Genomic DNA, 24,924 nt, shown 5'->3' with positions numbered 1-24,924 from the left:
GGCGTAATAGCAGCATAACAATTTTTTATTAAAGTTAAAACTAAAAACAAAAATCTTATGCTAATCTACTTAAAAAGAAATCTATTGGCGGTACTTGGTATAGCTATAGTATTTACTGCCTGCAAAAAAAGCAGTTCAGACGAACCAACAACTCAACCCGTTAACAACAATAAAGGAATCCAACTGGCAACCGATGCCAAATTCGGATCTGTATTGACAGATAAAGACGGCAAAACCTTATACTTTTTTGCTAATGATGCAGCAGGTGTGCCAACTTGTACAAACGGTTGCGAAACCAATTGGCCTCTTTATTACAGCGCCGATGCCAGTACAGATTTAAACCTGAACAAAGCGGAAGTGGGTGAGGTTACCCGCATTGATGGACGTAAACAAAGTACTTATCGTGGTTACCCGCTTTATTATTTTGCTGGCGATGCTGCTAAAGGTGACATTAAGGGCGACGGAGTTGGTGGCATCTGGTTTGTGGCAAAACCTGATTATTCTTTGATGCTGGCCAATGCACAATTGGTAGGTGCCGATACCAGAAGTTATACCAGTGCTTATGTAGAAGGAACCGGCCTTACCAAATACTTTACAGATGCATTTGGCAGAACACTTTACGCTTTTGCTCCAGATAAGAATGGAGTAAATACCTATACAAAAGGTACAACGCAAGAAGGAATCTGGCCGGTTTATACTTCTGAAATACTAAACGTTCCATCGGTGATTGCAAAAGCTGACCTTAGTGTAATTACCGTAGCCAGCGTGAATAAAAAACAGCTTACCTATAAAGGGTGGCCATTGTATTATTTTGTATCAGATACAAAAAGAGGCGATAATAAAGGAATTACTATCCCAGGTTCAGCAGCTCCAGGCTCGGTTTGGCCTTATGTTTCGACCACCACCACGGTTGCTCCTGCACAATAAAATTATTGGGTTAAGCTAATATAGAATGGTCGGCTGTATTTTACGCAGCCGGCCTTTTTTATACCTCCAGTAAGGCCTGCTTAATTTTTTCAGCTGCTTCAGCCAATTCTTCATTATTTGGCTTTAACTTTTCTTTGCTAAAATTCATGTCGCTCACGTTATTCATCGGAATTAAATGAATATGTGCATGCGGGACTTCCAACCCAATTACTGAAACACCCACTTTTTTGCATGGAAAAGCTATTTTAACACCTTTTGCCACAATTTTGGCAAACATCCACAAACCAACATACAGATCTTCTTCCATATCGAAGAGGTAATCTACTTCAATTTTTGGAATCACCAGCACATGGCCGGCCGTTAATGGCGAAACATCTAAAAATGCTAAATATTCTACAGTTTCAGCAACAACATGGGCAGGAATTTCGCCTGCAACGATTTTAGAGAAGATAGTCATTAAGGTGGAAGGTTAAAAGGTGGAAGGTATAGGGTATAAGGTTAAGCGTTTGGCGATGAGAGCTTTAACAACCACTCACTGTCAAACGCCATGCGCTTATCTCGAAATTTCAAGTACTTCAAACTGCATTTTTCCTGCCGGCACTTCAATTTCGGCAAATTCGCCTACAGATTTACCCAGCAAACCTTGCGCAATTGGCGATTTAACCGAAATTTTTCCAGTTTTTAAATCGGCTTCACTTTCTGCTACCAATTGGTAGGTCATAGTAGCACCGTTTTTAACATTTTTTATTTTTACGATGGATAATGCCAGCACCTTTGACAAATCCAAACGCGATTCATCAATCAAACGTGCATTTGCCAATGTATTCTGTAATTTAGCTATTTTAGCTTCGTGCAGCCCCTGTGCTTCTTTTGCGGCATCATATTCTGCATTCTCCGATAAATCACCTTTATCCCTTGCCTCTGCAATTGCTTTAGATATTAGCTGACGACCGGTGGTAGTTAAATAATGAACTTCCTCTTTTAATTTATCTAACCCCTCTTGGGTGTAGTATGTTACCTCTGTCATTGCTCTATTAATTTTGTTCAAACGCTATAAAAAACAAACAAGACTATATAGTTGGTTTGCTACATAGTCTTGCTTCAATTATAACGAAGATAAAATGTGGAAATTACAAAAGCAAATAAAAGATTAAGATTTAGTGGAATTTTAGATTTAACGATCTTTTTTACACCAGCCTGTTTATACGGAAAGAGAAATCTATCAGAAACATAACATTCAATCATACAGGCATTCAAAATTCAATCATAAATTTTAATTTAGCTTAAATTATTCTTAAAAAATGAAAAAGTTATTTTCTATTGCCCTACTGGTTTGCTTAAGTGGCTATATGGTTTCTGCACAGGAACTTTACATGCCCCGAAATATTAAAGAGGCCTATGCTAAAGGTACACGTGCCATGAACGGGAAACCTGGCCCAAATTATTGGCAAAACCATGGCAAATACAATATGGATATCCAGGTAGATGCCGAAACCAAAGTGGTTAGCGGTAAAGAAGAAATTCTATACAGCAACAACAGTTCTGATACCCTAAAAAACCTGGCCATCCGCTTTGTAAACAACTTGCATAAACCCACCTCACCAAGAAGTGGTGCGGTAAGCGAAGATTTTTTAAGTTCAGGTTTAAATATTAGGGCTTTTTGGGTAGATGGTCAAAAATATAAGGTAGATAGCAAAAATTGGGGAACGGTTGGTAATGTCACCTTAAAAAACCCTTTATTACCAAAATCTAAAATCACCGTTAAAATGGAGTGGGAATATCCCTTATCAAAAGAAAGCGGGCGAGAAGGGCAGATCGATCCAAATTCCTTTTTTGTGGCTTACAGCTACCCACGTATATCGGTATACGATGATTATAACGGATGGGATCGCATTCCACATACTGATAGGGCTGAATTTTACAACGACTTTAACGATTACGAATTCACAATCAAAGCCCCAAAAAATTATGTGGTGTATGCAACCGGCGATTTCCTCAACCCAGATGAAGTATTACAACCTGAAATTGCTGCCCGTTTAAAAAAATCATACAACGGAGATGAGATCATCCATATCGCTACCGAACAGGAAATGAAGGATGGTAAAGTAACACAGCAAAAAGACTGGAATACCTGGAAATTTGCCGTGAACCACATTACCGATGTTACCTTTGCTTTAAGTAACCACTATGTTTGGGATGGTGCAAGTATAATTGTCGATAAAAAAACCAATCGCCGTGCCAGTGCCCAGGCTGCCTATAACCCAACTACCGGAACAGATTTTATCAATTCGGTTAAATACAATCTAAATGCTTTAGATTGGTTTTCGAACAATTGGCCAGGAATCCCCTATCCTTATGCAAAAACCATTGCTTTTCAAGGTTTTGCCGATATGGAATATCCGATGATGGTGAATGACTCGCAGTTTGGAGACCCCGTATTTGCACAATTGGTTCAGGATCATGAAGTCGCACACACTTATTTTCCTTTTTACATGGGTATTAACGAAACCCGTTATGCCTATATGGACGAAGGATGGGCTACCACATTTGAATATTTAATCGGCATTGCTGAACATGGCAAACAGGCTGCAGACGATTTTTACAGGAAATTTAGAGTGAACAACTATATTAACGATAAATCAGCAGAAGAAGACCAGCCTATCATTTCGATGTCTGATCAGGTTTCGGGCGCAGGTTATGGAAATAACTCTTACGGGAAAGCTTCATTATCTTATCTGGCGCTCAAAGATATGCTGGGAGATGATTTATTTAAAAAAGCACTACATACTTATATGGGTAACTGGAATGGCAAACATCCTATTCCATGGGATTACTTTAACTCCATGAATGCAGGTTCCGGACAGAATTTAAACTGGTTTTTCCAGAATTGGTTCTTCACGAATAATTACCTCGATTTAGCTGTTAGCAAAGTAACACCTGCAAAAGGGAAATCAACTGTAACAATTAAAAATGTGGGTGGCTTTGCCATTCCATTTGATATGGTTGTGACCTATACCGATGGAAAAACGGAAACCATCCACAAAAGTCCGGCAGTTTGGAAAGCCAATCCGAAAGAGCTGAACATCGTGCTGAATACGGCTAAAAAAGTGAGATCAGTTAGCTTGGATAATGGAATTTTTATGGATGCCACGCCAAAAGACAATGTTTGGTCCGGAAAATAGTTAACAGTTCGCAATTTTCAGTTGGCAGTTCCATAACGACCAACTGAAAACTGCTAATTACTAACTGATAACTAATAACTGATAACTGGCTGATGTTTAACCGGGAAATTTAAAGAGTTGGCAATAAAACACATTTTGTTGGCTTCCTGGTGTAGCGATTCTGCCAGTTCATAGTGCGCCTGATCGGCAATTAAAACCTGGGGATGCAGGGTAACTTCTCTAAAACGACCGCTTCCATCAGCCGATTCTTCCATTGTACCTATGGCTTCATCTTTATAATCAATAACCACAATTCCATTTTTAGAACAAAGGTGTAAATACCACAGCATGTGGCAGCTGGAAACGGATGCCAATAAAAGATCCTCAGGGTTATACTTAGATTTATCGCCCAAAAAAACAGAATCAGATGAACCAGCAATATCGGCTTTACCTTTTACTGAGATTATATAATCACGGTCGTATGAACGGTAATCCATTGTACCTGATCCTTTGTTGCCCGTCCAGGTAACGGTGGTCGAATATAAATGATCTTTCGGCATAATAAAACGGGTTAGATTGTATAGCCAATTTAGGAAAATAAAATGGAGATTTTCCTATTATTTGCCCTACTTTCAAACCTATGAGGTTTCGAAAACTAGATTCTTTATAGATGAGGAATATTAATTTGAAAAGCAGCGTTCGGTAGTGCTTCGGTTCCTAAAGCCCTGCTATCGCCCCAAGTCCTCTCCCGATGAAAATCGGAATCCGGGCTTTCCGTTCTGTCAGGTTTAGTTAACAACGTTTCCTAAATGGAGTGATGTCCCCATCATTAAACTTCAGAATTTTTCCTTAAACCTGCAGAAACAGCCAGCTAAAAATTAAGCCCTTTTAATTTATCAGCCAAAACTTCCGAAATTTTTCGATAGGAATCAAAAGTCCAGCCACCAACATGTGGCGTTAAAATTACTTGATTGTTATGCTTTAATTCATCATACCATGGTTGTTCACCCAAACCCGGGAATTTTTCCGTTTCCAGCACATCCAATCCAGCACCTACAATTTTTCCGGTTTTAATTGTATTCAATACTGCAGCGGTATTTACAATCTCTCCTCTGGCGGTGTTGATAAAAAAGATGGGCTTTTTAAAATGAAAGAAATATTCTTCATCAACCATTTGTCTGGTTTCTGTTGTTAAAGGAATATGTAAACTAAGCACATCGCTGTATTTTACAATTTCTTCCATACTCACTTCACGGGCAAAAGCATCAGAAAAGCCGGTTTTGTACTTATCATAAGCCATCACATCAACCTCAAAACCTGCCAGTTTTTTAGCAAAGCTTTGTCCCATAAAACCATAACCAATAATCCCGACTTTTTTGCCTTTTAATTCATAACCACGGTTTCCTTCCCGATCCCAAATACCGTTTCTAATTTCGATATCAGCCCTACGAAAATTGTTCATTAACGATAAAAGCAAACCAACGGCATGTTCGCCAACGGCATCACAATTGCCCTCCGGCGCATTGATTAATTCAATATTTCTGTCAAAAGCAATTTTATCATCAATATTATCCAAACCCGCCCCTGCCCTGGCCACAAACTTCAAATTAGTAGCAGCAGCAAAAATCTCGGCATCAATCCTAAATTTTGTACGTACGGCGATACCTGTATAATCCTTTATTTTATCTAATGTTTGTTGGCGGGTAATCTGTGGCTCATCATCAACCTGGTAACCCATGGCAATGGCCTGCTCTTTAAATGCAGGATGCAGATCATCAACAATTAATATTTTTTTCATCTGTTAATTTATGCTCAATATGAATAACAAAAGTAACATTTTGTTAATCCTTCAGTTGTAATATTCAGTTATAGTTTTTATAAAAACGGTAGTTGCAAACTGTTAACTGTAAACTCCAGATTACCCACAAAAATATTACTATAAAATGGCTGTAATAAAATAGTTACGGCCCGTTTATTAAACTAAGTTGCCGTTACTTTGTCTCCCTTTATAAAAACACACGAAATTTTATTTTTAATGAGACTTTTACAATCAAGAACTATACAGATTACCCTTTTACTTTTAAGCTTATCATTTAATCTTTTCGCACAAACAAGCGGAAAGGCGAAAATTACCGGAGTACTTAAAGATGCAAAAACACAAGAAACCATTCCATTTGCTACAGCAGTTTTAATTGATAAAGCTACAGCCAAAAATGCAAAAATAGCTCAAACCGATGTAAATGGTGCTTTTGTGATGACCGATATTCCTAACGGAACCTTTACTTTTAAAATTAGTTTTGTGGGTTACCAAACCATGGTGAGGGATAATGTAACGGTAACGGCCAGCACAGGTACTTTAAATTTTGGCGACATTAAAATGAATACGGCAAAAGGTAATGTATTAAGCGAAATTACTGTAACCGGCCAAAAACAAGGCATGCAAATGGGAATTGATAAAAAGATTTTCGCTGTAGATCAGAGCGTAATCAGCGAGGGCGGTTCTGCAGGAGATTTATTACAAAATGTCCCTTCTGTTTCTACGGATATGGATGGCAATGTGAGTTTGCGCGGTTCTTCAGGCGTTAAAGTACTAATTGATGGAAAACCATCTTTAATTGCTGGCGGTAACGTAGCACAGATCCTGCAATCCATCCCAGCGAGTTCTATTGAAAGTGTTGAGGTCATTACCAATCCATCTGCAAAATATGATGCCGAAGGCCAGTCAGGTATTATTAACATTGTACTTAAGAAAAACACAAAACTGGGTTTTAATGGCTCAGTGGCCTTAACTGCAGGTAATCGTGATAACTATAATGCCAATACCAACTTAAGTTTTCAGAACAGCAAAGTCAATATTTACGGAAACTATGGCTACCGTTACGGCAATCGTATTGGAGGCGGCTTTCAGGACATTACTTATAAATCAGATTCATTAAGAACAAGGTTCGCCAGTCAAAATACAGTTTCCAGCTCATTGGATAAAGGACACAATGCCAAGGCAGGTATCGATTATTATCTGACTCCTAAAAGTGTGATCAGTTTATCGGGTGGCTTTAACTCAAGAGAGAATGAACGTAATGATCTGCTTGACATCAGACAATTAGATAAAAACAGTTCACCAGTACTGCTCAGCAACAGAACGAATAATACCGATGGTTTTGGATCAAGTTACGACGCAAATTTAGATTACGTACAGAAATTTAAAAAGCCGAAGGAAGAACTAACCTTTAATTTTGGATATTCTTACGGCACCAACAATAACGATCAATATTACAGTACCAATACCACTAACCGTAATGGGGTACCTATTGATGAAACCTTGAGTTTACAGCGTGTATTTAATACCGGTAACAATACCAACTACAACATCCAGACAGATTATGCATTGCCTGTGGGTAAAGCGGGTAAAATTGAAGTGGGTTACCGAAGCCAGATCCGCTTGGGTGAAAATGATCAATATGCCGATTCAATCCTAAATAATAGCAGTATTTATATCAGGAACAATAAATTGATTAATGGTTTTGATAGCAAAGATCAGGTGCATGCCCTGTATTTCAATTACCAGAACCAGATTAAAGATTTCGGTTACCAGATCGGTTTAAGGGGTGAAGATGCACGTTTAGATACGCGTTTGGAAGGTTATACCAACAATACACTAACCACTGCCGAAGGAAATATCCACTATAAAAGGATATACCCAAGTGTGTTCTTAACGCAGAAACTGAAAGGCGACAACCAGCTTCAGCTAAGTTATACCCGTCGTGTTAACCGTCCACGCCCATGGGATACGAATCCATTTTTAGATGTTTCCGATCCATTAAATTACAGAGGTGGTAACCCGAATTTATTGCCTGAAGACGTACACTCTTTTGAATTGGGTTATAGCAAATACTGGAAAAAAGTAACCTTAACTTCAAGCTTGTATTTCCGTCAAACCAATGATGTGATTCAGCGTGTAAGAAGTACACCAGTTAATGGAATTATTACATCAACGCCGCAAAACTTATCGAACCAGATCAACAGCGGACTAGAATTAATCGGCCGTTTTGACCTGATTAAAGCTTTAAATTTCACCACGAACGTAAACTTATACCAGGCGAAATTTGCTGGAGATGCCCGATTTGACATCCCATCAAGTAGTGGCTTTAGCTGGAACGCCAACCTGACCGGAAATTTAGCCGTAGTTAAAAATTTATCATTACAGGTACGTGGCGATTACAGGGCACCAGAGGTGATGGCCCAGGGAAAACGTAATGCCATGTATGGAATTGACGGTGGGGCCAAATACGACTTCCCTAATAAGAAAGCTTCTTTAAGTTTCAATGTTAGAGATGTATTTAATACCAGAAGATGGAGTATGACTACCGAAGATCGTGCAACGATTGTTGATTTTGAACGCCAATTTCAGGGCACGATGGGAAATTTAACTTTCTCTTACCGCTTTGGAAAAACCACATTTACCGGCACGAATAAAAAGAAAAAAGAAGAGCAAGACAACCGCCCTGACGAAGGATCATTTTAATAGCCTAAAAGATAATCACAGCCACATCACATCCTTTCGACCGAAGCGTAGAAATCTTTAAACGATGTTGAAAGATTTCTACGTTTTCAACACTGCAATAACATCTGATTTTATTACAGCTTTTTCTACATCAGCCAACCAGGTAAATGTTGGTTGGCTACGATAAAATAAGATGATTGCTTATCTTGCGGCCATGGAAGAGATCAACCCTTGGAAAACGCTAGAAAGCGAGGTAAAATACGACAACAACTGGATCCGCTTAACCGAACACCAGGTGATTAATCCATCTGGCGGACAAGGAATTTACGGCACTGTCCATTTTAAGAACCTGGCCATAGGCATCCTCCCTTTAGATGAAAACCATAATACCTGGCTGGTTGGTCAATACCGTTATCCACTAAACGCATACAGTTGGGAAATTCCGGAAGGCGGCGGGCCGTTCCATGAAGCACCTTTAGAAAGTGCAAAACGAGAATTATTGGAAGAAACCGGATTGAGCGCCAGAACTTGGAAAGAAATCCAGCGAATGTACCTTTCCAATTCGGTAAGCGATGAACTAAGCATTATCTATATTGCTACCGATCTTATTGAAGGTATTGCCATGCCTGAAGAAACGGAACAACTCGTTGTAAAAAAATTGCCTTTTATCGAGGCCTATCAAATGGTTTTGGACGGAAAGATAACTGATTCGATGAGCGTAGCCGCAATCCTAAGAGCTAAACTGATGATGTTAAAAGGGGAACTGTAATGAGCATAACAACCAAATGTTCCTAACGGAACATCAAAAATATTGCATATTTTTTTCTACCCAGCATATGACCCTTCGGGACATTTTTCAGATAGAACATAGTCGATAAATTATCATTCCCTCTAAACATCCCAGCAATTACTCATGCTGTTCCGTAGGAACAGATCCCCGGTAGAAAATTAATAAAATTAGAATTTTCGTTCCGTAGGAACGTTTCGTTTTAATAAAAAGGCTTGGGATTTATGAAAATCGAAAAATAATTTATAATTTAATATAAGATTACGAACATCGCTTTTATAGGCCTTGTTTAAATTGTCAGGGTAATCTCTAAAAATTAAATCATCCAAAAATTTTTAATGTCCGGTATGGACATTCCCTCGGTGGAGATTGCAGACGGCAATTTTCGTTCCGTAGGAACGTTTGATTATAATTTAAATTTAGAGCGCTATGCCAAATACATACACCCAATTGCATATTCAATTTGTGTTCGCCGTTAAATTCAGGGCCGCATTGATCAAAGCGGATTGGAAAGAAAGGCTTTTGAAATATATTACCGGAATATTCCAGGCGAATAATCATAAAATGATCCAGATTAATTGTATGCCCGATCATATTCACATTTTTATTGGCATGCGACCGCACCAATCTATTTCAAGCTTAATCCAGAATGTAAAAACAGAAAGCTCAAAATGGATCAATGATCAGGGGTTTTGTAAAAGAAAATTTTCCTGGCAAGAAGGTTATGGTGCATTTTCCTATTCAAAGAGCCATATCCAACAGGTTATTCAATATATCCAAAACCAGGAACAACATCATAAAAAGAAAACCTTTTTAGAGGAATACAGGAATTTTTTAAAAATGTTTGAGATTGAATACGAAGAAAAATACATCTTCAAAGAACCAGAATAATTTATTATTATCTTTGCCATCCATTAAATCAACCAGATGAGCAAGCTTTTCGGATATATTTTAAGTCCTATATTTTATATTTTATTTGGATTAACCCTCTGTATCTTCCATCCTATACAATGGATTTGCTTTAAGCTTTTTGGCTATAAAGCGCATAAGGTTTCGGTTGATATCCTTAATTTTTTTCTTACCTATTGCCAGCTTTTTCTGCTTAACTCCATCAGTTTTAAAAACGCATACGATCTGCCAACGGATAGACCCATTATTTTTGCAGCAAACCACCAAAGTATGTACGATATCCCTTCGCTAATTTGGTTCTTAAGAAAATATAGCGCAAAATTCATTTCTAAAATTGAGCTTACCAAAGGCATTCCATCAATTTCTATTAATTTGCGTGTAGGAGGTGGTGCAAACATCAACCGGAAAGACAATAAGCAGGCCATTTCTGAAATCATCAAACTTGGTCGTAGAATGAAGGAAAATAATTGGAGCACCGTTATTTTCCCGGAAGGAACACGGGCAAAAGACGGAAAACTAAAAACATTCCAATTTGGAGGTATCGCTACCCTATTAAAAGTAGTACCTAATGCTTTGATCGTTCCGGTGGCTATAGAAAATTCATGGAAAATTGTGCGATTTGGTATGTTTCCCTTAACCACAGGAAATGCTTTAAAATGGACGGTTTTAAAGCCGATAGAACCAGGAATAAAACCAGCGAATGAGATTACGCTAGAGGTAGAGAACGAAATCAGAAAAGTTCTTGGTCAACCAATAGCAGAGCCTATTACTTTGTAAGGTAACGGCTTAATTGTTGGAATTGGTTAATTGATTCAAGACAAATGTCTATCGCCATCTCGCCTAAATATTCTTGTTTCCGATTACCCTAAAAAATTCGTCGCGGTAAGTATCACCTACAGGAATCGTTTTTTGATTAATGGTGATGCGACTACGCTCAATACTTTCAATTTTATCGACTGCCACAATATAAGATTTATGTACGCGGATAAACTGACTTTGAGGCAAAGCTTCTTCCATCTTTTTCATGCTCTGTAAAGTAATTACACGTTCATCTTTGGTAAAAATTGAAATGTAATCCTTCAATCCTTCGATGTATAAAATATCGTGTAGGTAAATTTTCTGAATTTTATGTTCCGTTTTCACGAAAATATAATCCTGAACCGGGTTTGGTGAACCCGAAAATGGTGCGGGTGTTACAATCGGTTGTGCCACGCTAACAGGGGCTTCAACTGGTTTTACCTGATTATGTACTTTTTCTACCGCTTTATAAAAACGATCAAATGCTATCGGTTTCAATAAATAATCCGAAACATTGAGGTCGTAACTTTCTAAAGCATATTGTGGGTAGGCAGTTGTTAATATGTAGTGACATTTATTGCCTGCGATTTTTAAAAACTGGATTCCGGTCAGCTCAGGCATCTGAATATCCAAAAATACCAGATCAATCCCACCCCCTTGAACAATCTGCAAAGCTTCAATAGGATTTTCGCACCTTTTAACCATGGTTAAAAAAGGCACTTTAGAAATATAATCCTGTAAAATATCAAGCGCTAAAGGCTCATCATCAACAACAATACAGTTTAGGTTCATTTTGGTTATTATTTTAATTAATGACAATATCCGGTTTATGTTTGGTTATCGGATTATATGTCGATCATCAGTTCGCAGGTATAATGTGTAGACGAATTTACAACATTTAATTTATATCTATCAGGATAAACCAATTGTAACCGTCGTTCTACATTGGTTAAACCAACTCCGCCTTGTGCATCTTTATTCTGTTGATTCTTTTTATTCACCACACTAAAATGCAAAATCTTCTGGTTCGCAATAATATTGATTTTTACAGGTTCTGTCGGATCGGTCACTACACCATGCTTAAATGCATTCTCCACAAAAGAAATTAGCATCAGAGGAACAATTTTTTGATTATCGATCTCACCGTTTAAGGTAAGCTCGATATAAGCACCATCCTTAAAACGTATTTTTTGCAGTTCGATATAACTGGTTAAATAATCAACTTCTTTACTTAAGGCTACCGTGGGCGTATTGCTTTCATAAATCATGTAACGCATAATCTCAGAAAGCTTCATAATCGCATCAGCTGTTTTATCCGATTTTTGATAGGCCAGCGAATAGATATTATTAAGTGAGTTGAAAAGAAAATGTGGGTTTAACTGTGATTTTAAAAATTGAAGTTCCATCTCACGTCGCTCACTTTCTAAGTTACGCTGAATCCGCTCACTCGCAAACCAATCAATAGTAAATTTGATAATACAGCTACTGATCATAAAAAAGCCACCAACAAAAGCTTTCCCAGCATAATATTCGTTTACATTATATTCAGCAGTTTTACCTCTCACCATCATCATATCAGCAGGATACAAAACTGCGATAACGGTCTTAATTAATGCAAAAACAGCAATCATCAGAAAAAAAGCAAAAACATAAAGCCAATACTTTTTTTCTTCTCTTAATGAGCTCAGGAATCAAAAAAATGTAGTTGATTGGAGAAGAGTGAAACATTTAGGATTCCAAATACACCAAATGAGATAAACTCTCGCTTCAGCGTTATTCCCGAACCAGTTGTGATTACAATTACAACTGCACCTATCAATATAGTCGCCCAGAAAATGCTATGCAATATTAAAGCACCTTTACCTTCTTTCATTTATATTTTTTTTTATCAGAAATAGCAGCGCATGATATATGTGCATCTGAACCGCATTTTCATGCATCCAAAATAAATAAAGTTTTACCGATTTACTTACACAATCTACCAACTGGCATTTTTTTTCTACCAACGGCCCAATAGGCAAATTTTATCGACAAACGCCAAAAATGTCTGTTGATCTAGAATCTTGAACATTTGGTATAATAGATTTTAGCAGGTTGTTTTTCTTGAGTTTCTTTGAATCATCAAAACGAAAATAAAATGAAAACATCATCAGCAATCCAATTCAAAAATCAAACAGTAATTACTGATGGTCTTTTCGCAACCTCTCAAATAAAACTATCAATCATGAAAAAGTTAGCCAACACATCGCCATTTTTACTTTTATTAGTACCGGTATTTATGATGATTATTTTAACGCTTACCGTTAACAACAATCAGAATGATGCAGAAATTGTTGTAAAACCTACAAAAACAACTGGTTCTATTGTGAAACAGGCAACTGCAATTTTCAAATAGTTGTAATGGGTAATTACGCTATCGAAACCGTAGGTCTAAACTTTAATTTCGGCAACCAGACTATAGTAAAAGATCTATCTTTACAAGTACCGAAAGGAAGCATATACGGTTTTTTAGGTCCAAATGGCGCTGGTAAAACAACCACCATAAAAATTCTATTAAACCTATTGAAGTCACCATCCGATCAGGTTTTTATATTTGGTAAAGAAATAAACAGCAATCGTATAGCGATTCTTAAACGTATAGGTGCATTGGTAGAACAACCGGCCATTTATGGTCATTTAACAGGAAGAGAAAATCTGGTTAACCGTTGTATCTTGCTCGGCATTAAAAAAGCAAAGGCTGATGAAATGCTATCCATGGTTGGCTTAGCGGAAGCAGCAAATAAAAAAGCCAATAAATATTCGCTAGGCATGAAACAACGGCTAGGCATTGCACAGGCATTAATTTCAGATCCAGAGTTACTCCTTTTAGATGAGCCTACCAATGGATTGGACCCAAATGGGATTATTGAGGTTCGGAACCTTATGATCGATCTAGCTACAAAACATCAAAAAACCATCCTGGTTTCAAGCCATCTATTGGCGGAAATAGAAAGAACAGCAACTCACGTTGGCATTATCAACAAAGGTCAGTTGTTATTTCAGGGTACGATAAACGAACTTCATTTATTGAGCAAACCCATGCTTGAAATCGAAGTCGACAATATTGAAGATGCAAGCTCCCTACTAATAAAGCAGGGATATGATGTTACGACAAAAACAGAAGAGGTGATAACTGTACCATTTGTTTCTTCACAAAAAAGCGGAGAACTAAATACATTATTAATCCAGAATGGTTTTACAGTGAGCAGTCTGTATCAACAACGAAAAGATCTCGAAAACTTGTTCCTTGATATCACTAAAACCAACTAAAATGCACGCTCTTTATATTTCCTTAGTATCAGAATTTTACAAATCCAGAAAAACCCTGGCTTTCTGGGCGGCTATATTGTTACCCCTAATTATTTGTGGTTTAATCAGTTCGGGTTTTTATTACAATGCTGAAAAAATCATCGCGAACCATTACCCTCCAATGTTCTTATGGGCCCAATATAGTGGCGCGGCACTAGGCGTAATGGGATTCTTGATCATGCCGTTCTACGTTATATTTATGGCTTTTTCAGTTAACAATATCGAACACAAGAACGATACCTGGAAAATGTTATTTGCCCAACCCCTGAATAAATTTTCAATTTATGCAGCAAAATACCTGTATTCGATATTGTTAATATTTATCTGCCTATTCCTATTTTCCACACTTACTTACGCATTTGGTCATTTATTACAGGTATTGGTTCCTAAGTTTAATTTTAATCAATACAACCCATTACATATTCTGATTAACGCTTATACCAAATTATTTTTAGCTTCTTTAGGTATTTTATCCATACAATTTATATTGAGCTTGTTATGGAGCGATTTCCTTAAACCTATGGGCATAGGCTTTGTTGGCACCATCATGGGCATTATTGCGGCTAATGTAGGGTGGAAATATGCTTACCTTATTCCCTATTCTTTACCAACGCTGGCTTTAAAAATAACTAAGGTAAAAAAAGGTACTGATCCATTAACTTTCCCTGTTTTTACCGAGGAAATATGGACAAGCTTAATTTATGCTTCAGTTCTTTTCATCATTGGCTATTTTATTGTAACCAAAAAGAGCATCAAGTAATCGCCTAAATAAAACATACCCACAAAATAAAAGCCTGCTGATCTGACTTTAGTATCAAATAGCAGGCTTTTTTGTTTAGACTGAGAGGTTGTGTATATTTTTAGTTCTTATAGAGATAATATTCTTTCTTTAAACGCCCAGACAATTAATTGATAAGAATTCTTAAGATCTAGCTTTCTCACCATATTTCTTCTATGCGTATTTACGGTATGCTCGCTGATAAAAAGCATTGAGCCTATTTCTTTGCTGTTATAACCCATTGATAGCAGATGTACAATTTCAATTTCCCTTTCACTAATCAATCCATGATTTTCTTGCAATAAAATATTATTTATCATTTTTCGAGAGAATTAAATGTTTAATAAGTGAAGTTTTACCGAAAATAAACTCATTTTAAAATAAGTCTAAAATGTTTGTTTGTATAGGATAGACTTCATTATTCGTTAACAAAAAAAATATTCTTTTGCTATTGCGTACCAAAAGTAGTGGACAAAGGCAGTATGATGTTAGCACAAAACACCCTAAATTGAAAGGTGTTTTTACGGTATTTAAAACTATTTAATTCGTTATATTCAATTGTTTATATAGTAGGAGAATTCAATTTTATCAACCCAATTTTTTACAAATTGACATCTTATCAATGTGAAAGACTTATCGATAATTACCATCAATAAACAAAAAAGTATAATTTAGTTCTTAATTTATCAATCAAATTATGTTCGAAAAAAACGCTAAAAACAGCTCAACAAACACAGTACCAGTAGGTATTGCCAGCCAAATGACGGCCGCTTTCCGCAAAAGCCAGGATGCAGAGAAAGGTGCTTTTACCGAAGCAGCCTGGTTTCCTGCAGACCAAATTATTTCATTAACCAAAAAACTGGAAGAATTTGAAGGGGATGGAATCAGGATATATTTTGCAAGATATACCGATGAAATTATTGATCAGATCAATAAACTTGACTATGGAGACAAAATCCCTCATACTTATGCCGAAATGAATACATTACTGCTCGTCATAACTAAAATAATTGATGGCAAGCCCCGCGTAGATTATTTTATTGATAAAGATGGTAGCTATGGAGGATCTGTTCCTCCACCTACTGATCCTTATAATAGATCTTCATTATGTCCACACCTATGTGATGATAAGAGTCCATTAATGTATGATTAAATAAATGACAACACACGCCGTCACGTATCTTGACATACTGAATAACTTAAAATTTATTCTTTCAAACAGCAACTCGTACATAGAGTTGCTGTGCCTTATTTTTGCTATCTGCTTTTTATCCAAAGACAAGTCTAGATTTTGGATAATCACCATATTTTACATGGTAATAGTTATGTTAACTGAAATAGTTGGCAGGTACTTCGCCATCACCTACCATACGAATTTATGTGTTTACAATATTTATACAATATTTGAGATTTCATTTATCACTTATGGATTTTTTACCTTCACAAAACAGTATGCAAATGTCAAATACTGGATGATGGCATCATATGCATTAGTAATGGTAATTTATACAATATTTACCTTTATGCATGGCATTAACGTTTACAATGCCTTTACCATCAGTATAGCGTCTGTTATTTTTGTAATTTATGGCCTTTTGTATTTTTATCTGTTGCTTAAAGACGAAAATTATATTGATTTAAAATTTCATCCAGCATTTTGGTGGGTAGGTGGAACACTAATTTTTTATTTCGGAAGTACGCTCGCCAATTTTTTTGACGATATTATTCAACAAAAGTTTTTAGGAAAATATAACACCCGGTTAATCATCTATACAACACTCAATCTTTTTTTATATGGCTTTTGGGCCTATTCATTTGTATGCAGAGCTCGTCAACGGAAAATATGTCCCTAATCATATTGGCATCATTTGTTTTTCTTCTGATGCCCATATTTTTACTCCTTTACATCAGGTCTTACAACCGGCATAAAAAAAATCATTTCCTTGAAAAGCAAAATATGCAACAAAAATTTGAGTCAGAAATGCTTCAAACACGTGTGGAAGTGCAGGACCAGACCATGCAAAGTATCGCTACCGAATTACACGATAATGTTGGCCAGCTGCTCAGCCTTACTACCCTCACCTTAAACTCCGTAAATTTAAATGATGTTGAGAAAGCCAAAAAGAAGATAGATAATTCGTTAGCCCTTGTTAACAAATCGATTAAAGAGTTAAGGGAATTGGCCAAGCTACTTCACGGAGAACAGCTGGTAGAAAATGGCATTGGCCATGCTATTGATCAGGAAATTAACTGGCTCAATAAGGCAGGAACATACGAACTGAAAGTGAGCAATCAGTTGTTAAATCTGCCGATCACATCGCCCGATAAGGATTTGATCATTCTTCGTTTGTTGCAGGAAATTATCAACAACATTATAAAACATGCTCAGGCAAAACATATAAAAATTGATGCCTATCTCAAACAAGACATTTTATATTTAAATGTAACAGATAACGGGATAGGATTTTACCCAGATGAATTCAATACTAAAAAATCGGGGATGGGTTTAAGTTCTATTTACAAAAGAATGGAGATGATCAATGGAAAATTAGTATTAAATTCGGCGCCAGGCGAAGGCACGTCTATTTCAATTGAAATCCCTTACCCTTAATTATGCAGCACCCAAGTATTGCTATTGCAATTGTTGATGACCACACCCTCTTCCGCTCTGGATTAGCGAGTTTATTAGAAGAATTTGATGAAATAGAAGTAGCATTCGAAGCCATGAACGGAATCGATCTTCAAACTAAAATCAATCAGCATGCTGGAGTTCAGCTTATTTTAATGGACATTAATATGCCCGTAATGGATGGTTTTGCTACCACCAAATGGGTTAAAGCCAACTATCCAGATGTTCACGTGCTCGCACTCAGCATGCTTGAAGATGAAAAGGCAATAATAGGGATGCTCAAAGCAGGTGCCGGGGGTTATATGCTCAAAGAATCTACACCTTCTGACTTATTGACGGCTATTAAAGTAATTGTAAACAAAGGTGTTTATGTGAATGAAATTGTATCAGGCAGGCTTTTAGTGGCTTTAAAAGACGAAGATGTTAAACCCACATTTTCTGCCAGAGAACTTACTTTTTTACAATATTGCAGTACAGAACTTACCTATAAAGAAATTGCTGATCTCATGAATGTGAGTCCTAGAACGGTTGACAACTATAGGGAATCTCTTTTTGCCAAGTTAAATATTAAATCCCGCACGGGTTTAGTGGTGTATGGCATCAAACACAACCTGATCAATATCTAACTAAAAAAATCAAAATACTGATTTACAACACAATATATACTTAATTTTACGACCGTTTTATCATTACCAGCCCTAGAACATTACAACCACATCTTATTTATTCTCCAACAATAATAATGAGATAAAATTTGGATAACTAACCAGTTAGTTTTAACTTTAGCTAAGGCAAGTCAATTTGCCATCATCCTTATTATTATTAACTATTATGGAAATTAAAGATTTAACCAAAGCGGAAGAGCAGATTATGCAGGTTTTATGGCAGTTGGAAAAAGCATTTGTTAAAGAAGTGATTGAAGAGCTCCCTCTTCCCAAGCCTGCTTACAATACCGTATCAACAATCATCAGAATTTTGGAAACCAAAGGTTTTATTGGCCATGAAGCTTTTGGCAAGGCTCATCAATATTATCCTTTAATCAGCAAAGAAGAATATAAACGCCATGCCACAGAAAAACTGTTAGGCAATTACTTCGAAAATTCGGTAGAAAGTATGTTCTCTTTCTTCGTTAAAGAAGAAAAATTGGATTTAAGTGATGTTGATGAAATTTTAAAAATGATTAACCAGATTAAACATAAGCCAAAATGAGTTTTGCCCACTACTTGTTACAGGTAAACTTATACTTAATTGTTTTTTTTGGCTTTTACAAATTACTATTATATAAGGAAACCTACTTCACCTTAAACCGCATTTATTTAGTAACTGCGGGAGTTTTATCTATATGTACGCCATTTATACGTTTAGAATGGTTAACAGAACAGAAAGCTGCACAACAGGTTTATACTTCGGTTAATTGGGAAGCGGTATTGGCACAGGCTACGATTATAACAGACCGTAATGATGGCTTTAACTGGTCCAACGTACTTGTGTACATTTACTGCGCAGGAATTTTGTTCTTTTTTGGCAGGTTTATATATAATTTATTGGCTGTTAAAAAATTGATTGCTATAAATAAAGCAGGCTCGGCTTTTTCTTTCTTTAGAAAAAAAGTAATCGATCAAGAATTACCGCTAATGGATGTGATTGATATCCACGAAGAAACACACATCAAACAATGGCATAGCCTGGATATTTTGTTTTTCGAAATTATAGGAATCATTACCTGGATAAACCCAGTGATTTATTTTTATAAGAAAGCCATTAAAAATATCCATGAATATTTGGCCGATGAACTTGCGGCCGAGTTTCAAGGCGATAAGGCGGAATACGCCATGCTGCTACTTAGCAAGGCATTTGGCATTTCACCAAACAGCTTAACAAACGGCTTTTTAGAAAAATCTTTGATCAAAAAAAGAATTTTCATGCTTCATAAAGAGCGCTCTAAAAAAATCGCTATTATTAAGTATGGAATTTTTATTCCGCTATTTGCGCTTATCATTGTACTTTCATCAGCTACTATACGCAAAAACGAAAAATTGTTGTCCATTACCGATCAAATCCCAATGGATAAACCATTGGAGATGGTTGAAAACATCATATCTTCACCTGTGAAGAATGTTATACCACCACACACTTCGGTTGACAGCAGAATAGATCCAAACTGGAAGGGGTTTTATCAATTTTTAGCAAATAACATCAAATATCCAAAGGAAGCAAATAGCAATCAAATTCGGGGTAATGCCCAAGTAAAGTTTAACATAAAAGCAGGTGTGGTGACCCATATTACATCAAATATTAAATTAGGCGCTGGCTGCGATGAAGAATTAATGAGGGTAATTTTATTATATAAAGGTTTTAATACTATTGCTGATGGAAAATATGCTTTGCCAGTGAGTTTTAGCATTCCAGAATCTTCAGAAGAATTTAAGAATAAATTGTTCCCAAAATCTGATGGATATATAAATCTGAACAAAATTAATATCTTATCCTATCTTCCTGAAGTTACAGAAACAAAAGATTTAAAATCTGAAAATAAAGGTGAAGTATACGATTTCGTCTCGATCGAGAAACAACCGGAATTTCCGGGTGGCATCACCAAATTTTATAAATATGTAGGTAGCAATATCAAATATCCGAAGGTGGCGCAGGATAATAATATTCAGGGTAAGGTTTTCCTTTGCTTTGTAGTTGAAAAAGATGGTTCCCTTTCTGACATACAGGTTACACGCGGTTTAGGTAGTGGGACTGACGAAGAAGCCATAAGGGTTTTAAAAGAATCGCCCAAATGGAACCCAGGCATCCAAAATGGCTCAGCTGTAAGGGTAAAGTATAATATCAACATTAATTTTACCCTAACCGATCCGGCAAAAGAAACCAAAACAAGCAGCATTTCCAACACTAAAATTAGATTAATGGACGGGACAAATAATGACCCATTAATTATTTTGGATGGTGTTAAATTACCAGATAACAGTCTGCTAAGTACGGTTAATCCAAATGATATCGAATCAGTGGAGGTATTAAAAGATAAAACTGCAATAGACCTATATGGGCCAAAAGCCAAAGGCGGCGTCATTTTAGTGACCAGTAAAAGTTCAAAAAGCAATATTTTCAGTCCACTTAACTCAAAAGAGCCTATAATAGATAAAAACACTAACTTTTTCGAACGACAAAGAAACTTCTAATCAAATTCAATATGAAAAAAGTAATTGTATTTAGCTTGCTGATGGGCTTTAGTTTAGCCGGTTTCGCGCAACAGACCGATAGTAATGCCGCATCGAAAACGATAATCAAAGCGAATCCAACATTCGGTACTGACCCCTTAATTATAATTGATGGGAACAAACAATATATAAGAGGCACGGCGTCGCTGTCTGGGATTAATCCTGACAATATTAAAACCATCAACATTTTAAAAGATAGTCTTGCTATTGCAAAATATGGAACAGATGGTACAGCAGGTGTTATAGAAATTGAAACTAAAAATAATACCGTTGGCACTAATCTGTTTAAACACAAAGCCATTGACACTGTAGGTCTTAATCTAAGGGGAGAAGTATTAGGACTTAGGGCAGATCCCTTACCTAATAGTGAGACGCCAGTAATCAAGAGAAACTTGCTAAACAGAGATTTTGAAGAAAAAGCAAAACCACTTTACATTGTAGATGGAAAAGAGGTTACTGACCCTAACATAAATAAAGATTCTATTAAATCAATAGATGTGCTGAAAGATGCCAATGCACTAAAACAATATGGCAACAAAGGCAAAAATGGAGTGATAATGATTACCACTAAAAAAGCAACCCCAAAGAAAAATTGATGTTAAATAAGGTAAGCGACAATTTTATCTAAACACAAAACCCCAGCAAATTTGCCGGGGTTTTGTGTTTTCTCTCCTGTCTCGGAATATTAAATCTAGAAAAAATTTAATATATATGCAAATATTACAGAATAAAATTTCTAAATAAGCAAAAATTTAATATGCAAACATAAGATTATTACAACTTTCGCAAACTTTTATTTTGCAATCAAAATATTATATAAACTATCGCTTTCAGAAATTAAAGTTTCGTATGTTTTCACAATAGTCTGCAATTGTTTAAAAAGCATTTAAAATTAAACTAACGGTATTAAGAGGAATAACAACACGTCAGCGCTATTAGACTAAAACAAGTTTAGCGAAACTAAAAAGCCCCCACATTGTGGAGGCTTAACGCCTGGTCATTAAACCAGGAACACAGTATATTTTTAAACGGTTTCTTCTGAAATAAATTTTGCAGATGCAAAATCGCGGTTCATACGTGCGATGTTTTCCAGAGAAATCCCTTTAGGGCATTCGGCCTCACAGGCACCAGTATTGGTACAGTTACCAAAACCTTCAGCATCCATTTGTGCCACCATACTCTGTACCCTGCGGTAACGCTCTGGCTGGCCTTGTGGCAATAAAGCTAACTGAGATATCTTGGCAGATACAAATAACATTGCCGAAGCATTTTTACAAGTTGCTACACAAGCACCACAGCCTATACAAGCTGCCGCTTCAAAAGCCGCATCAGCCTGCATTTTAGGAATTGGCAAATTGTTGGCATCTTGTGCATTACCTGTGTTTACCGAAATAAAACCACCAGCAGCAATAACCCTATCAAACGCAGAACGATCAACAGTTAAATCTTTTACTACCGGGAAAGCAGCCGCTCTCCAAGGCTCAACAACTATGGTATCGCCATCTTTGAAAGAGCGCATGTGCAACTGGCAGGTAGTCACCAAATCTTTTGGTCCGTGCGGACGACCATTGATAAACATTGAACACATTCCGCAAATCCCTTCGCGGCAATCATGGTCGAATACCACCGGTTCCTCACCCTTGTTAATTAATTGTTCGTTTAATACATCGAACATCTCTAAGAAAGACATATCCGGTGAAATATCGGCCAATTTATAATCTACCAAAGCACCTTTGGTATTGTTATTTTTTTGACGCCAAACTTTTAGCGTTAAGTTCATATTTCCTGTACTCATGATATTGAGGTTTTAGGTTAGCGGGTTGCATTTAGCGTTTGGCGATTAACCGCTTTACGCTGAACGCCATACGCGTCACTATTTATAACTTCTTTGTGCAACTTTAATATTTTCAAACTTCAGTTCTTCTTTATGAAGTTCGAAGTTTACACCTTCTTTAAATTCCCAGGCAGCTACGTAAGCATAGTTCTCATCATCACGTAATGCTTCACCTTCTTCTGTCTGATACTCTTCGCGGAAGTGACCACCACAACTTTCGTTACGGTTTAAAGCATCAATACACATCAACTCGCCCAGTTCGATAAAATCAGCTACGCGTCCTGCTTTTTCCAATTCAGGATTAAGCTCATTAACAACCCCAGGCACACGAACATCACTCCAGAATTCAGCACGTAAAGCCCTGATTTCCTGAATGGCCTCGTTTAAACCTTTTTCGTTACGGGCCATACCACATTTCTCCCACATAATGTGGCCTAAACGTTTGTGGAAATGATCTACAGACTTCGTTCCTTTAATATTGATCAGCTTATTTAAAATGCCCGTCGCCCTTTCCTCTGCCTCTACAAATGCAGGATGATCAGTTGGGATAGCTTTGGTAGAAATTTCTTTTGATAAATAAGCACCTATAGTATAAGGTAAAACGAAATAACCGTCGGCTAAACCTTGCATTAGAGCAGATGCACCTAAACGGTTTGCTCCATGATCAGAGAAGTTAGCCTCTCCGGTACAATATAAACCTGGTACCGACGTCATTAGGTTATAATCAACCCATAAACCACCCATAGTATAGTGAACTGCTGGATAGATACGCATTGGTGTTTCGTAAGGGTTCTCGCCAGTAATCTGCGCATACATATCAAACAGGTTACCATATTTTTCCTTAATTACCGCAGTACCTAAACGCATGCAGGTTTCTTTATCCGGATTGTGGTTACCTACTTTAGCCGCTTCGATTCTTCCGTAACGCTCCGTGTTAGCTTTAAAGTCTAAATAAACAGCCAGTTTAGAAGCGCCAACACCATAACCTGCATCGCAACGCTCTTTCGCCGCACGCGAAGCCACGTCACGGGGAACCAGGTTACCAAAAGCAGGATAACGGCGCTCTAAGTAATAATCTCTTTCATCTTCAGGAATTTCTGAAGCTTTACGGTTGTCATCTTTCTTTTTAGGCACCCAGATTCGTCCATCGTTACGTAACGATTCAGACATCAGGGTTAATTTAGATTGGTGATCGCCAGAAACGGGAATACAGGTTGGGTGAATCTGCGTGTAACAAGGGTTTGCAAAATAAGCACCTTGTTTGTGCGCTTTCCAGGCTGCAGTAACATTACTTCCCATTGCATTGGTAGAAAGATAGAATACGTTACCGTAACCACCTGTTCCTAATACAACGGCGTGACCGAAGTGACGCTCGATTTCACCTGTAATTAAGTTACGGGCAATAATACCACGTGCTTTGCCATCGATTTTAACCACCTCAAGCATTTCGTGGCGGGTATACATTTCTACCTTACCCATACCAATCTGGCGTTCTAAAGCAGAGTATGCACCTAATAATAACTGTTGACCAGTTTGACCAGCAGCATAAAAAGTACGTTGAACCTGTGTACCACCAAATGAACGGTTATCTAACAAACCACCATATTCGCGGGCTAAAGGCACACCTTGTGCCACACATTGATCAATAATATTGGCACTTACCTCAGCCAAACGATGCACATTAGCTTCGCGGGCGCGATAATCACCTCCTTTAATCGTATCATAGAAAAGGCGATAAACACTATCACCATCATTCTGATAGTTTTTTGCTGCATTGATACCCCCCTGAGCAGCGATGGAGTGTGCTCTACGTGGTGAATCCTGGAAACAAAAACATTTTACTTTGTAACCCATTTCAGCTAAAGTAGCTGCCGCCGAAGCACCTGCTAAACCTGAACCTACAATGATTACTTCAATAGTTCTTTTGTTCGATGGGTTAACCAAAGGCACAGAAGACTTATATTTTGTCCATTTACTGGCTAATTCGCCTTCTGGAATATTTGAATTAATATCTGACATATATCTTTT

General features: G+C 37.1%; 26 protein-coding genes. 16 read left to right on the top strand and 10 right to left on the bottom strand.

The genetic code is table 11. From position 1 onward, the window contains the following. Positions 1-57 precede the first annotated feature (57 nt). Positions 58-927, top strand: a complete 870-nt coding sequence (locus PGN18_RS08685) for a hypothetical protein (RefSeq protein ID WP_335319056.1) — start codon at positions 58-60, stop codon at positions 925-927. Between the two features lie 58 nt (positions 928-985). Here the strand turns inward: PGN18_RS08685 and PGN18_RS08680 are convergent, their stop codons facing one another. Further along, positions 986-1,384 carry an HIT family protein gene (locus tag PGN18_RS08680; RefSeq protein WP_335319055.1) on the bottom strand — a complete coding sequence of 133 codons (399 nt, stop codon included), beginning with the start codon at positions 1,382-1,384 and terminating at the stop codon, positions 986-988. A gap of 96 nt (positions 1,385-1,480) precedes the next feature. Then, the gene (gene greA / locus PGN18_RS08675) at positions 1,481-1,954 is read right to left on the bottom strand and encodes a transcription elongation factor GreA (RefSeq protein WP_039472782.1); all 474 of its coding nucleotides are present in this window, start codon (positions 1,952-1,954) and stop codon (positions 1,481-1,483) included. Positions 1,955-2,228: 274 nt separating this feature from the next. Between greA and PGN18_RS08670 the strand changes: the two genes are divergently transcribed. Next, on the top strand, positions 2,229-4,109 hold the full coding sequence (locus tag PGN18_RS08670) for a M1 family metallopeptidase (RefSeq protein WP_335319054.1): 1,881 nt from the start codon (positions 2,229-2,231) through the stop codon (positions 4,107-4,109). 71 nt (positions 4,110-4,180) lie between these two features. On the opposite strand, the gene PGN18_RS08665 is transcribed toward PGN18_RS08670, so the two are convergent. Beyond that, entirely contained in the window at positions 4,181-4,648 is a 468-nt protein-coding gene (locus PGN18_RS08665; protein ID WP_335319053.1) for an OsmC family protein, read from the bottom strand. Between the two features lie 311 nt (positions 4,649-4,959). Beyond that, on the bottom strand, positions 4,960-5,886 hold the full coding sequence (locus PGN18_RS08660) for an NAD(P)-dependent oxidoreductase (RefSeq protein ID WP_335319052.1): 927 nt from the start codon (positions 5,884-5,886) through the stop codon (positions 4,960-4,962). 237 nt (positions 5,887-6,123) lie between these two features. On the opposite strand from PGN18_RS08660, the gene PGN18_RS08655 reads away from it, so the two are divergent. From PGN18_RS08655 to PGN18_RS08640, 4 genes are all read left to right on the top strand, one after another. Then, the gene (locus tag PGN18_RS08655) at positions 6,124-8,610 is read left to right on the top strand and encodes a TonB-dependent receptor domain-containing protein (protein WP_335319051.1); all 2,487 of its coding nucleotides are present in this window, start codon (positions 6,124-6,126) and stop codon (positions 8,608-8,610) included. A 193-nt stretch (positions 8,611-8,803) separates the two neighbouring features. Continuing rightward, on the top strand, positions 8,804-9,358 hold the full coding sequence (locus tag PGN18_RS08650; RefSeq protein ID WP_335319131.1) for an NUDIX hydrolase: 555 nt from the start codon (positions 8,804-8,806) through the stop codon (positions 9,356-9,358). A gap of 447 nt (positions 9,359-9,805) precedes the next feature. Then, positions 9,806-10,267, top strand: a complete 462-nt coding sequence (gene tnpA, locus PGN18_RS08645) for an IS200/IS605 family transposase (RefSeq protein ID WP_335319050.1) — start codon at positions 9,806-9,808, stop codon at positions 10,265-10,267. 36 nt (positions 10,268-10,303) lie between these two features. Then, entirely contained in the window at positions 10,304-11,062 is a 759-nt protein-coding gene (locus tag PGN18_RS08640; protein WP_335319049.1) for a lysophospholipid acyltransferase family protein, read from the top strand. Between the two features lie 63 nt (positions 11,063-11,125). Here PGN18_RS08640 and PGN18_RS08635 read toward each other — a convergent pair whose 3' ends face one another. From PGN18_RS08635 to PGN18_RS08625, 3 genes are read right to left on the bottom strand one after another with little or no spacing between them, the layout of a single operon-like run. Continuing rightward, complete coding sequence (locus PGN18_RS08635) at positions 11,126-11,875, bottom strand: LytR/AlgR family response regulator transcription factor (RefSeq protein ID WP_335319048.1); 750 nt, start codon at positions 11,873-11,875, stop codon at positions 11,126-11,128. Positions 11,876-11,928: 53 nt separating this feature from the next. Further along, positions 11,929-12,714 (bottom strand): sensor histidine kinase, encoded by a 786-nt coding sequence (locus PGN18_RS08630; RefSeq protein WP_335319047.1) that lies wholly within the window; start codon positions 12,712-12,714, stop codon positions 11,929-11,931. Positions 12,715-12,767: 53 nt separating this feature from the next. Continuing rightward, on the bottom strand, positions 12,768-12,956 hold the full coding sequence (locus PGN18_RS08625; protein ID WP_335319046.1) for a hypothetical protein: 189 nt from the start codon (positions 12,954-12,956) through the stop codon (positions 12,768-12,770). A gap of 351 nt (positions 12,957-13,307) precedes the next feature. Here PGN18_RS08625 and PGN18_RS08620 point away from each other — a divergent pair, with 351 nt between their 5' ends. Genes PGN18_RS08620 through PGN18_RS08610 form a run of 3 tightly spaced genes read left to right on the top strand, consistent with a single transcriptional unit; the run spans position 13,308 to position 15,191 of the window. Next, entirely contained in the window at positions 13,308-13,478 is a 171-nt protein-coding gene (locus PGN18_RS08620; RefSeq protein WP_335319045.1) for a hypothetical protein, read from the top strand. Between the two features lie 5 nt (positions 13,479-13,483). Further along, the gene (locus PGN18_RS08615) at positions 13,484-14,392 is read left to right on the top strand and encodes an ABC transporter ATP-binding protein (protein WP_335319044.1); all 909 of its coding nucleotides are present in this window, start codon (positions 13,484-13,486) and stop codon (positions 14,390-14,392) included. Between the two features lies 1 nt (position 14,393). Beyond that, the gene (locus tag PGN18_RS08610; protein WP_335319043.1) at positions 14,394-15,191 is read left to right on the top strand and encodes an ABC transporter permease; all 798 of its coding nucleotides are present in this window, start codon (positions 14,394-14,396) and stop codon (positions 15,189-15,191) included. A gap of 107 nt (positions 15,192-15,298) precedes the next feature. Here the strand turns inward: PGN18_RS08610 and PGN18_RS08605 are convergent, their stop codons facing one another. Next, positions 15,299-15,529, bottom strand: coding sequence for a response regulator transcription factor (locus tag PGN18_RS08605; protein WP_335319042.1), 231 nt, complete (start codon positions 15,527-15,529; stop codon positions 15,299-15,301). A gap of 377 nt (positions 15,530-15,906) precedes the next feature. Between PGN18_RS08605 and PGN18_RS08600 the strand changes: the two genes are divergently transcribed. The 7 genes from PGN18_RS08600 (at position 15,907) to PGN18_RS08570 (ending at position 21,658) form a co-directional block, all read left to right on the top strand. Continuing rightward, positions 15,907-16,362 carry a hypothetical protein gene (locus PGN18_RS08600; protein ID WP_335319041.1) on the top strand — a complete coding sequence of 152 codons (456 nt, stop codon included), beginning with the start codon at positions 15,907-15,909 and terminating at the stop codon, positions 16,360-16,362. A gap of 172 nt (positions 16,363-16,534) precedes the next feature. After that, positions 16,535-17,062: a hypothetical protein gene (locus PGN18_RS08595; protein WP_335319040.1), complete on the top strand. Its 528-nt coding sequence runs from the start codon at positions 16,535-16,537 to the stop codon at positions 17,060-17,062. Between the two features lie 104 nt (positions 17,063-17,166). Continuing rightward, the gene (locus tag PGN18_RS08590) at positions 17,167-17,820 is read left to right on the top strand and encodes a sensor histidine kinase (RefSeq protein WP_335319039.1); all 654 of its coding nucleotides are present in this window, start codon (positions 17,167-17,169) and stop codon (positions 17,818-17,820) included. Positions 17,821-17,822: 2 nt separating this feature from the next. Beyond that, positions 17,823-18,464: a response regulator transcription factor gene (locus PGN18_RS08585; protein WP_335319037.1), complete on the top strand. Its 642-nt coding sequence runs from the start codon at positions 17,823-17,825 to the stop codon at positions 18,462-18,464. 205 nt (positions 18,465-18,669) lie between these two features. After that, positions 18,670-19,047, top strand: coding sequence for a BlaI/MecI/CopY family transcriptional regulator (locus PGN18_RS08580; RefSeq protein ID WP_335319036.1), 378 nt, complete (start codon positions 18,670-18,672; stop codon positions 19,045-19,047). Beyond that, entirely contained in the window at positions 19,044-21,023 is a 1,980-nt protein-coding gene (locus tag PGN18_RS08575) for a TonB family protein (RefSeq protein WP_335319035.1), read from the top strand. Before PGN18_RS08580 ends, PGN18_RS08575 begins: the two co-directional genes overlap by 4 nt. 11 nt (positions 21,024-21,034) lie before the next feature. Beyond that, a complete protein-coding gene (locus PGN18_RS08570) occupies positions 21,035-21,658 on the top strand; it encodes a TonB-dependent receptor plug domain-containing protein (RefSeq protein ID WP_335319034.1) in 624 nt (207 codons plus the stop codon). 428 nt (positions 21,659-22,086) lie between these two features. Here the strand turns inward: PGN18_RS08570 and PGN18_RS08565 are convergent, their stop codons facing one another. Further along, positions 22,087-22,857 (bottom strand): succinate dehydrogenase/fumarate reductase iron-sulfur subunit, encoded by a 771-nt coding sequence (locus PGN18_RS08565; RefSeq protein WP_293785546.1) that lies wholly within the window; start codon positions 22,855-22,857, stop codon positions 22,087-22,089. Positions 22,858-22,935: 78 nt separating this feature from the next. Beyond that, positions 22,936-24,915 carry a fumarate reductase/succinate dehydrogenase flavoprotein subunit gene (locus PGN18_RS08560; protein ID WP_335319033.1) on the bottom strand — a complete coding sequence of 660 codons (1,980 nt, stop codon included), beginning with the start codon at positions 24,913-24,915 and terminating at the stop codon, positions 22,936-22,938. Positions 24,916-24,924 lie beyond the last annotated feature (9 nt).

The organism is Pedobacter terrae (assembly GCF_036946585.1).
GTDB classification, from domain to species: Bacteria; Bacteroidota; Bacteroidia; order Sphingobacteriales; family Sphingobacteriaceae; genus Pedobacter; species Pedobacter terrae_C.
The sequence above is the reverse complement of the archived record's forward strand: the minus strand, read 5'-3'. Positions and strand labels throughout refer to the sequence as shown.

Bases quoted from the DNA above. Each gene is read 5' to 3' on its own strand.
- PGN18_RS08685 (WP_335319056.1), top strand. From the start codon at position 58: ATGCTAATCTACTTAAAAAGAAATCTATTGGCGGTACTTGGTATAGCT.
- PGN18_RS08680 (WP_335319055.1), bottom strand. From the start codon at position 1,384: ATGACTATCTTCTCTAAAATCGTTGCAGGCGAAATTCCTGCCCATGTT.
- greA (WP_039472782.1), bottom strand. From the start codon at position 1,954: ATGACAGAGGTAACATACTACACCCAAGAGGGGTTAGATAAATTAAAA.
- PGN18_RS08670 (WP_335319054.1), top strand. From the start codon at position 2,229: ATGAAAAAGTTATTTTCTATTGCCCTACTGGTTTGCTTAAGTGGCTAT.
- PGN18_RS08665 (WP_335319053.1), bottom strand. From the start codon at position 4,648: ATGCCGAAAGATCATTTATATTCGACCACCGTTACCTGGACGGGCAAC.
- PGN18_RS08660 (WP_335319052.1), bottom strand. From the start codon at position 5,886: ATGAAAAAAATATTAATTGTTGATGATCTGCATCCTGCATTTAAAGAG.
- PGN18_RS08655 (WP_335319051.1), top strand. From the start codon at position 6,124: ATGAGACTTTTACAATCAAGAACTATACAGATTACCCTTTTACTTTTA.
- PGN18_RS08650 (WP_335319131.1), top strand. From the start codon at position 8,804: ATGGAAGAGATCAACCCTTGGAAAACGCTAGAAAGCGAGGTAAAATAC.
- tnpA (WP_335319050.1), top strand. From the start codon at position 9,806: ATGCCAAATACATACACCCAATTGCATATTCAATTTGTGTTCGCCGTT.
- PGN18_RS08640 (WP_335319049.1), top strand. From the start codon at position 10,304: ATGAGCAAGCTTTTCGGATATATTTTAAGTCCTATATTTTATATTTTA.
- PGN18_RS08635 (WP_335319048.1), bottom strand. From the start codon at position 11,875: ATGAACCTAAACTGTATTGTTGTTGATGATGAGCCTTTAGCGCTTGAT.
- PGN18_RS08630 (WP_335319047.1), bottom strand. From the start codon at position 12,714: ATGATTGCTGTTTTTGCATTAATTAAGACCGTTATCGCAGTTTTGTAT.
- PGN18_RS08625 (WP_335319046.1), bottom strand. From the start codon at position 12,956: ATGAAAGAAGGTAAAGGTGCTTTAATATTGCATAGCATTTTCTGGGCG.
- PGN18_RS08620 (WP_335319045.1), top strand. From the start codon at position 13,308: ATGAAAAAGTTAGCCAACACATCGCCATTTTTACTTTTATTAGTACCG.
- PGN18_RS08615 (WP_335319044.1), top strand. From the start codon at position 13,484: ATGGGTAATTACGCTATCGAAACCGTAGGTCTAAACTTTAATTTCGGC.
- PGN18_RS08610 (WP_335319043.1), top strand. From the start codon at position 14,394: ATGCACGCTCTTTATATTTCCTTAGTATCAGAATTTTACAAATCCAGA.
- PGN18_RS08605 (WP_335319042.1), bottom strand. From the start codon at position 15,529: ATGATAAATAATATTTTATTGCAAGAAAATCATGGATTGATTAGTGAA.
- PGN18_RS08600 (WP_335319041.1), top strand. From the start codon at position 15,907: ATGTTCGAAAAAAACGCTAAAAACAGCTCAACAAACACAGTACCAGTA.
- PGN18_RS08595 (WP_335319040.1), top strand. From the start codon at position 16,535: ATGTTAACTGAAATAGTTGGCAGGTACTTCGCCATCACCTACCATACG.
- PGN18_RS08590 (WP_335319039.1), top strand. From the start codon at position 17,167: ATGCAACAAAAATTTGAGTCAGAAATGCTTCAAACACGTGTGGAAGTG.
- PGN18_RS08585 (WP_335319037.1), top strand. From the start codon at position 17,823: ATGCAGCACCCAAGTATTGCTATTGCAATTGTTGATGACCACACCCTC.
- PGN18_RS08580 (WP_335319036.1), top strand. From the start codon at position 18,670: ATGGAAATTAAAGATTTAACCAAAGCGGAAGAGCAGATTATGCAGGTT.
- PGN18_RS08575 (WP_335319035.1), top strand. From the start codon at position 19,044: ATGAGTTTTGCCCACTACTTGTTACAGGTAAACTTATACTTAATTGTT.
- PGN18_RS08570 (WP_335319034.1), top strand. From the start codon at position 21,035: ATGAAAAAAGTAATTGTATTTAGCTTGCTGATGGGCTTTAGTTTAGCC.
- PGN18_RS08565 (WP_293785546.1), bottom strand. From the start codon at position 22,857: ATGAGTACAGGAAATATGAACTTAACGCTAAAAGTTTGGCGTCAAAAA.
- PGN18_RS08560 (WP_335319033.1), bottom strand. From the start codon at position 24,915: ATGTCAGATATTAATTCAAATATTCCAGAAGGCGAATTAGCCAGTAAA.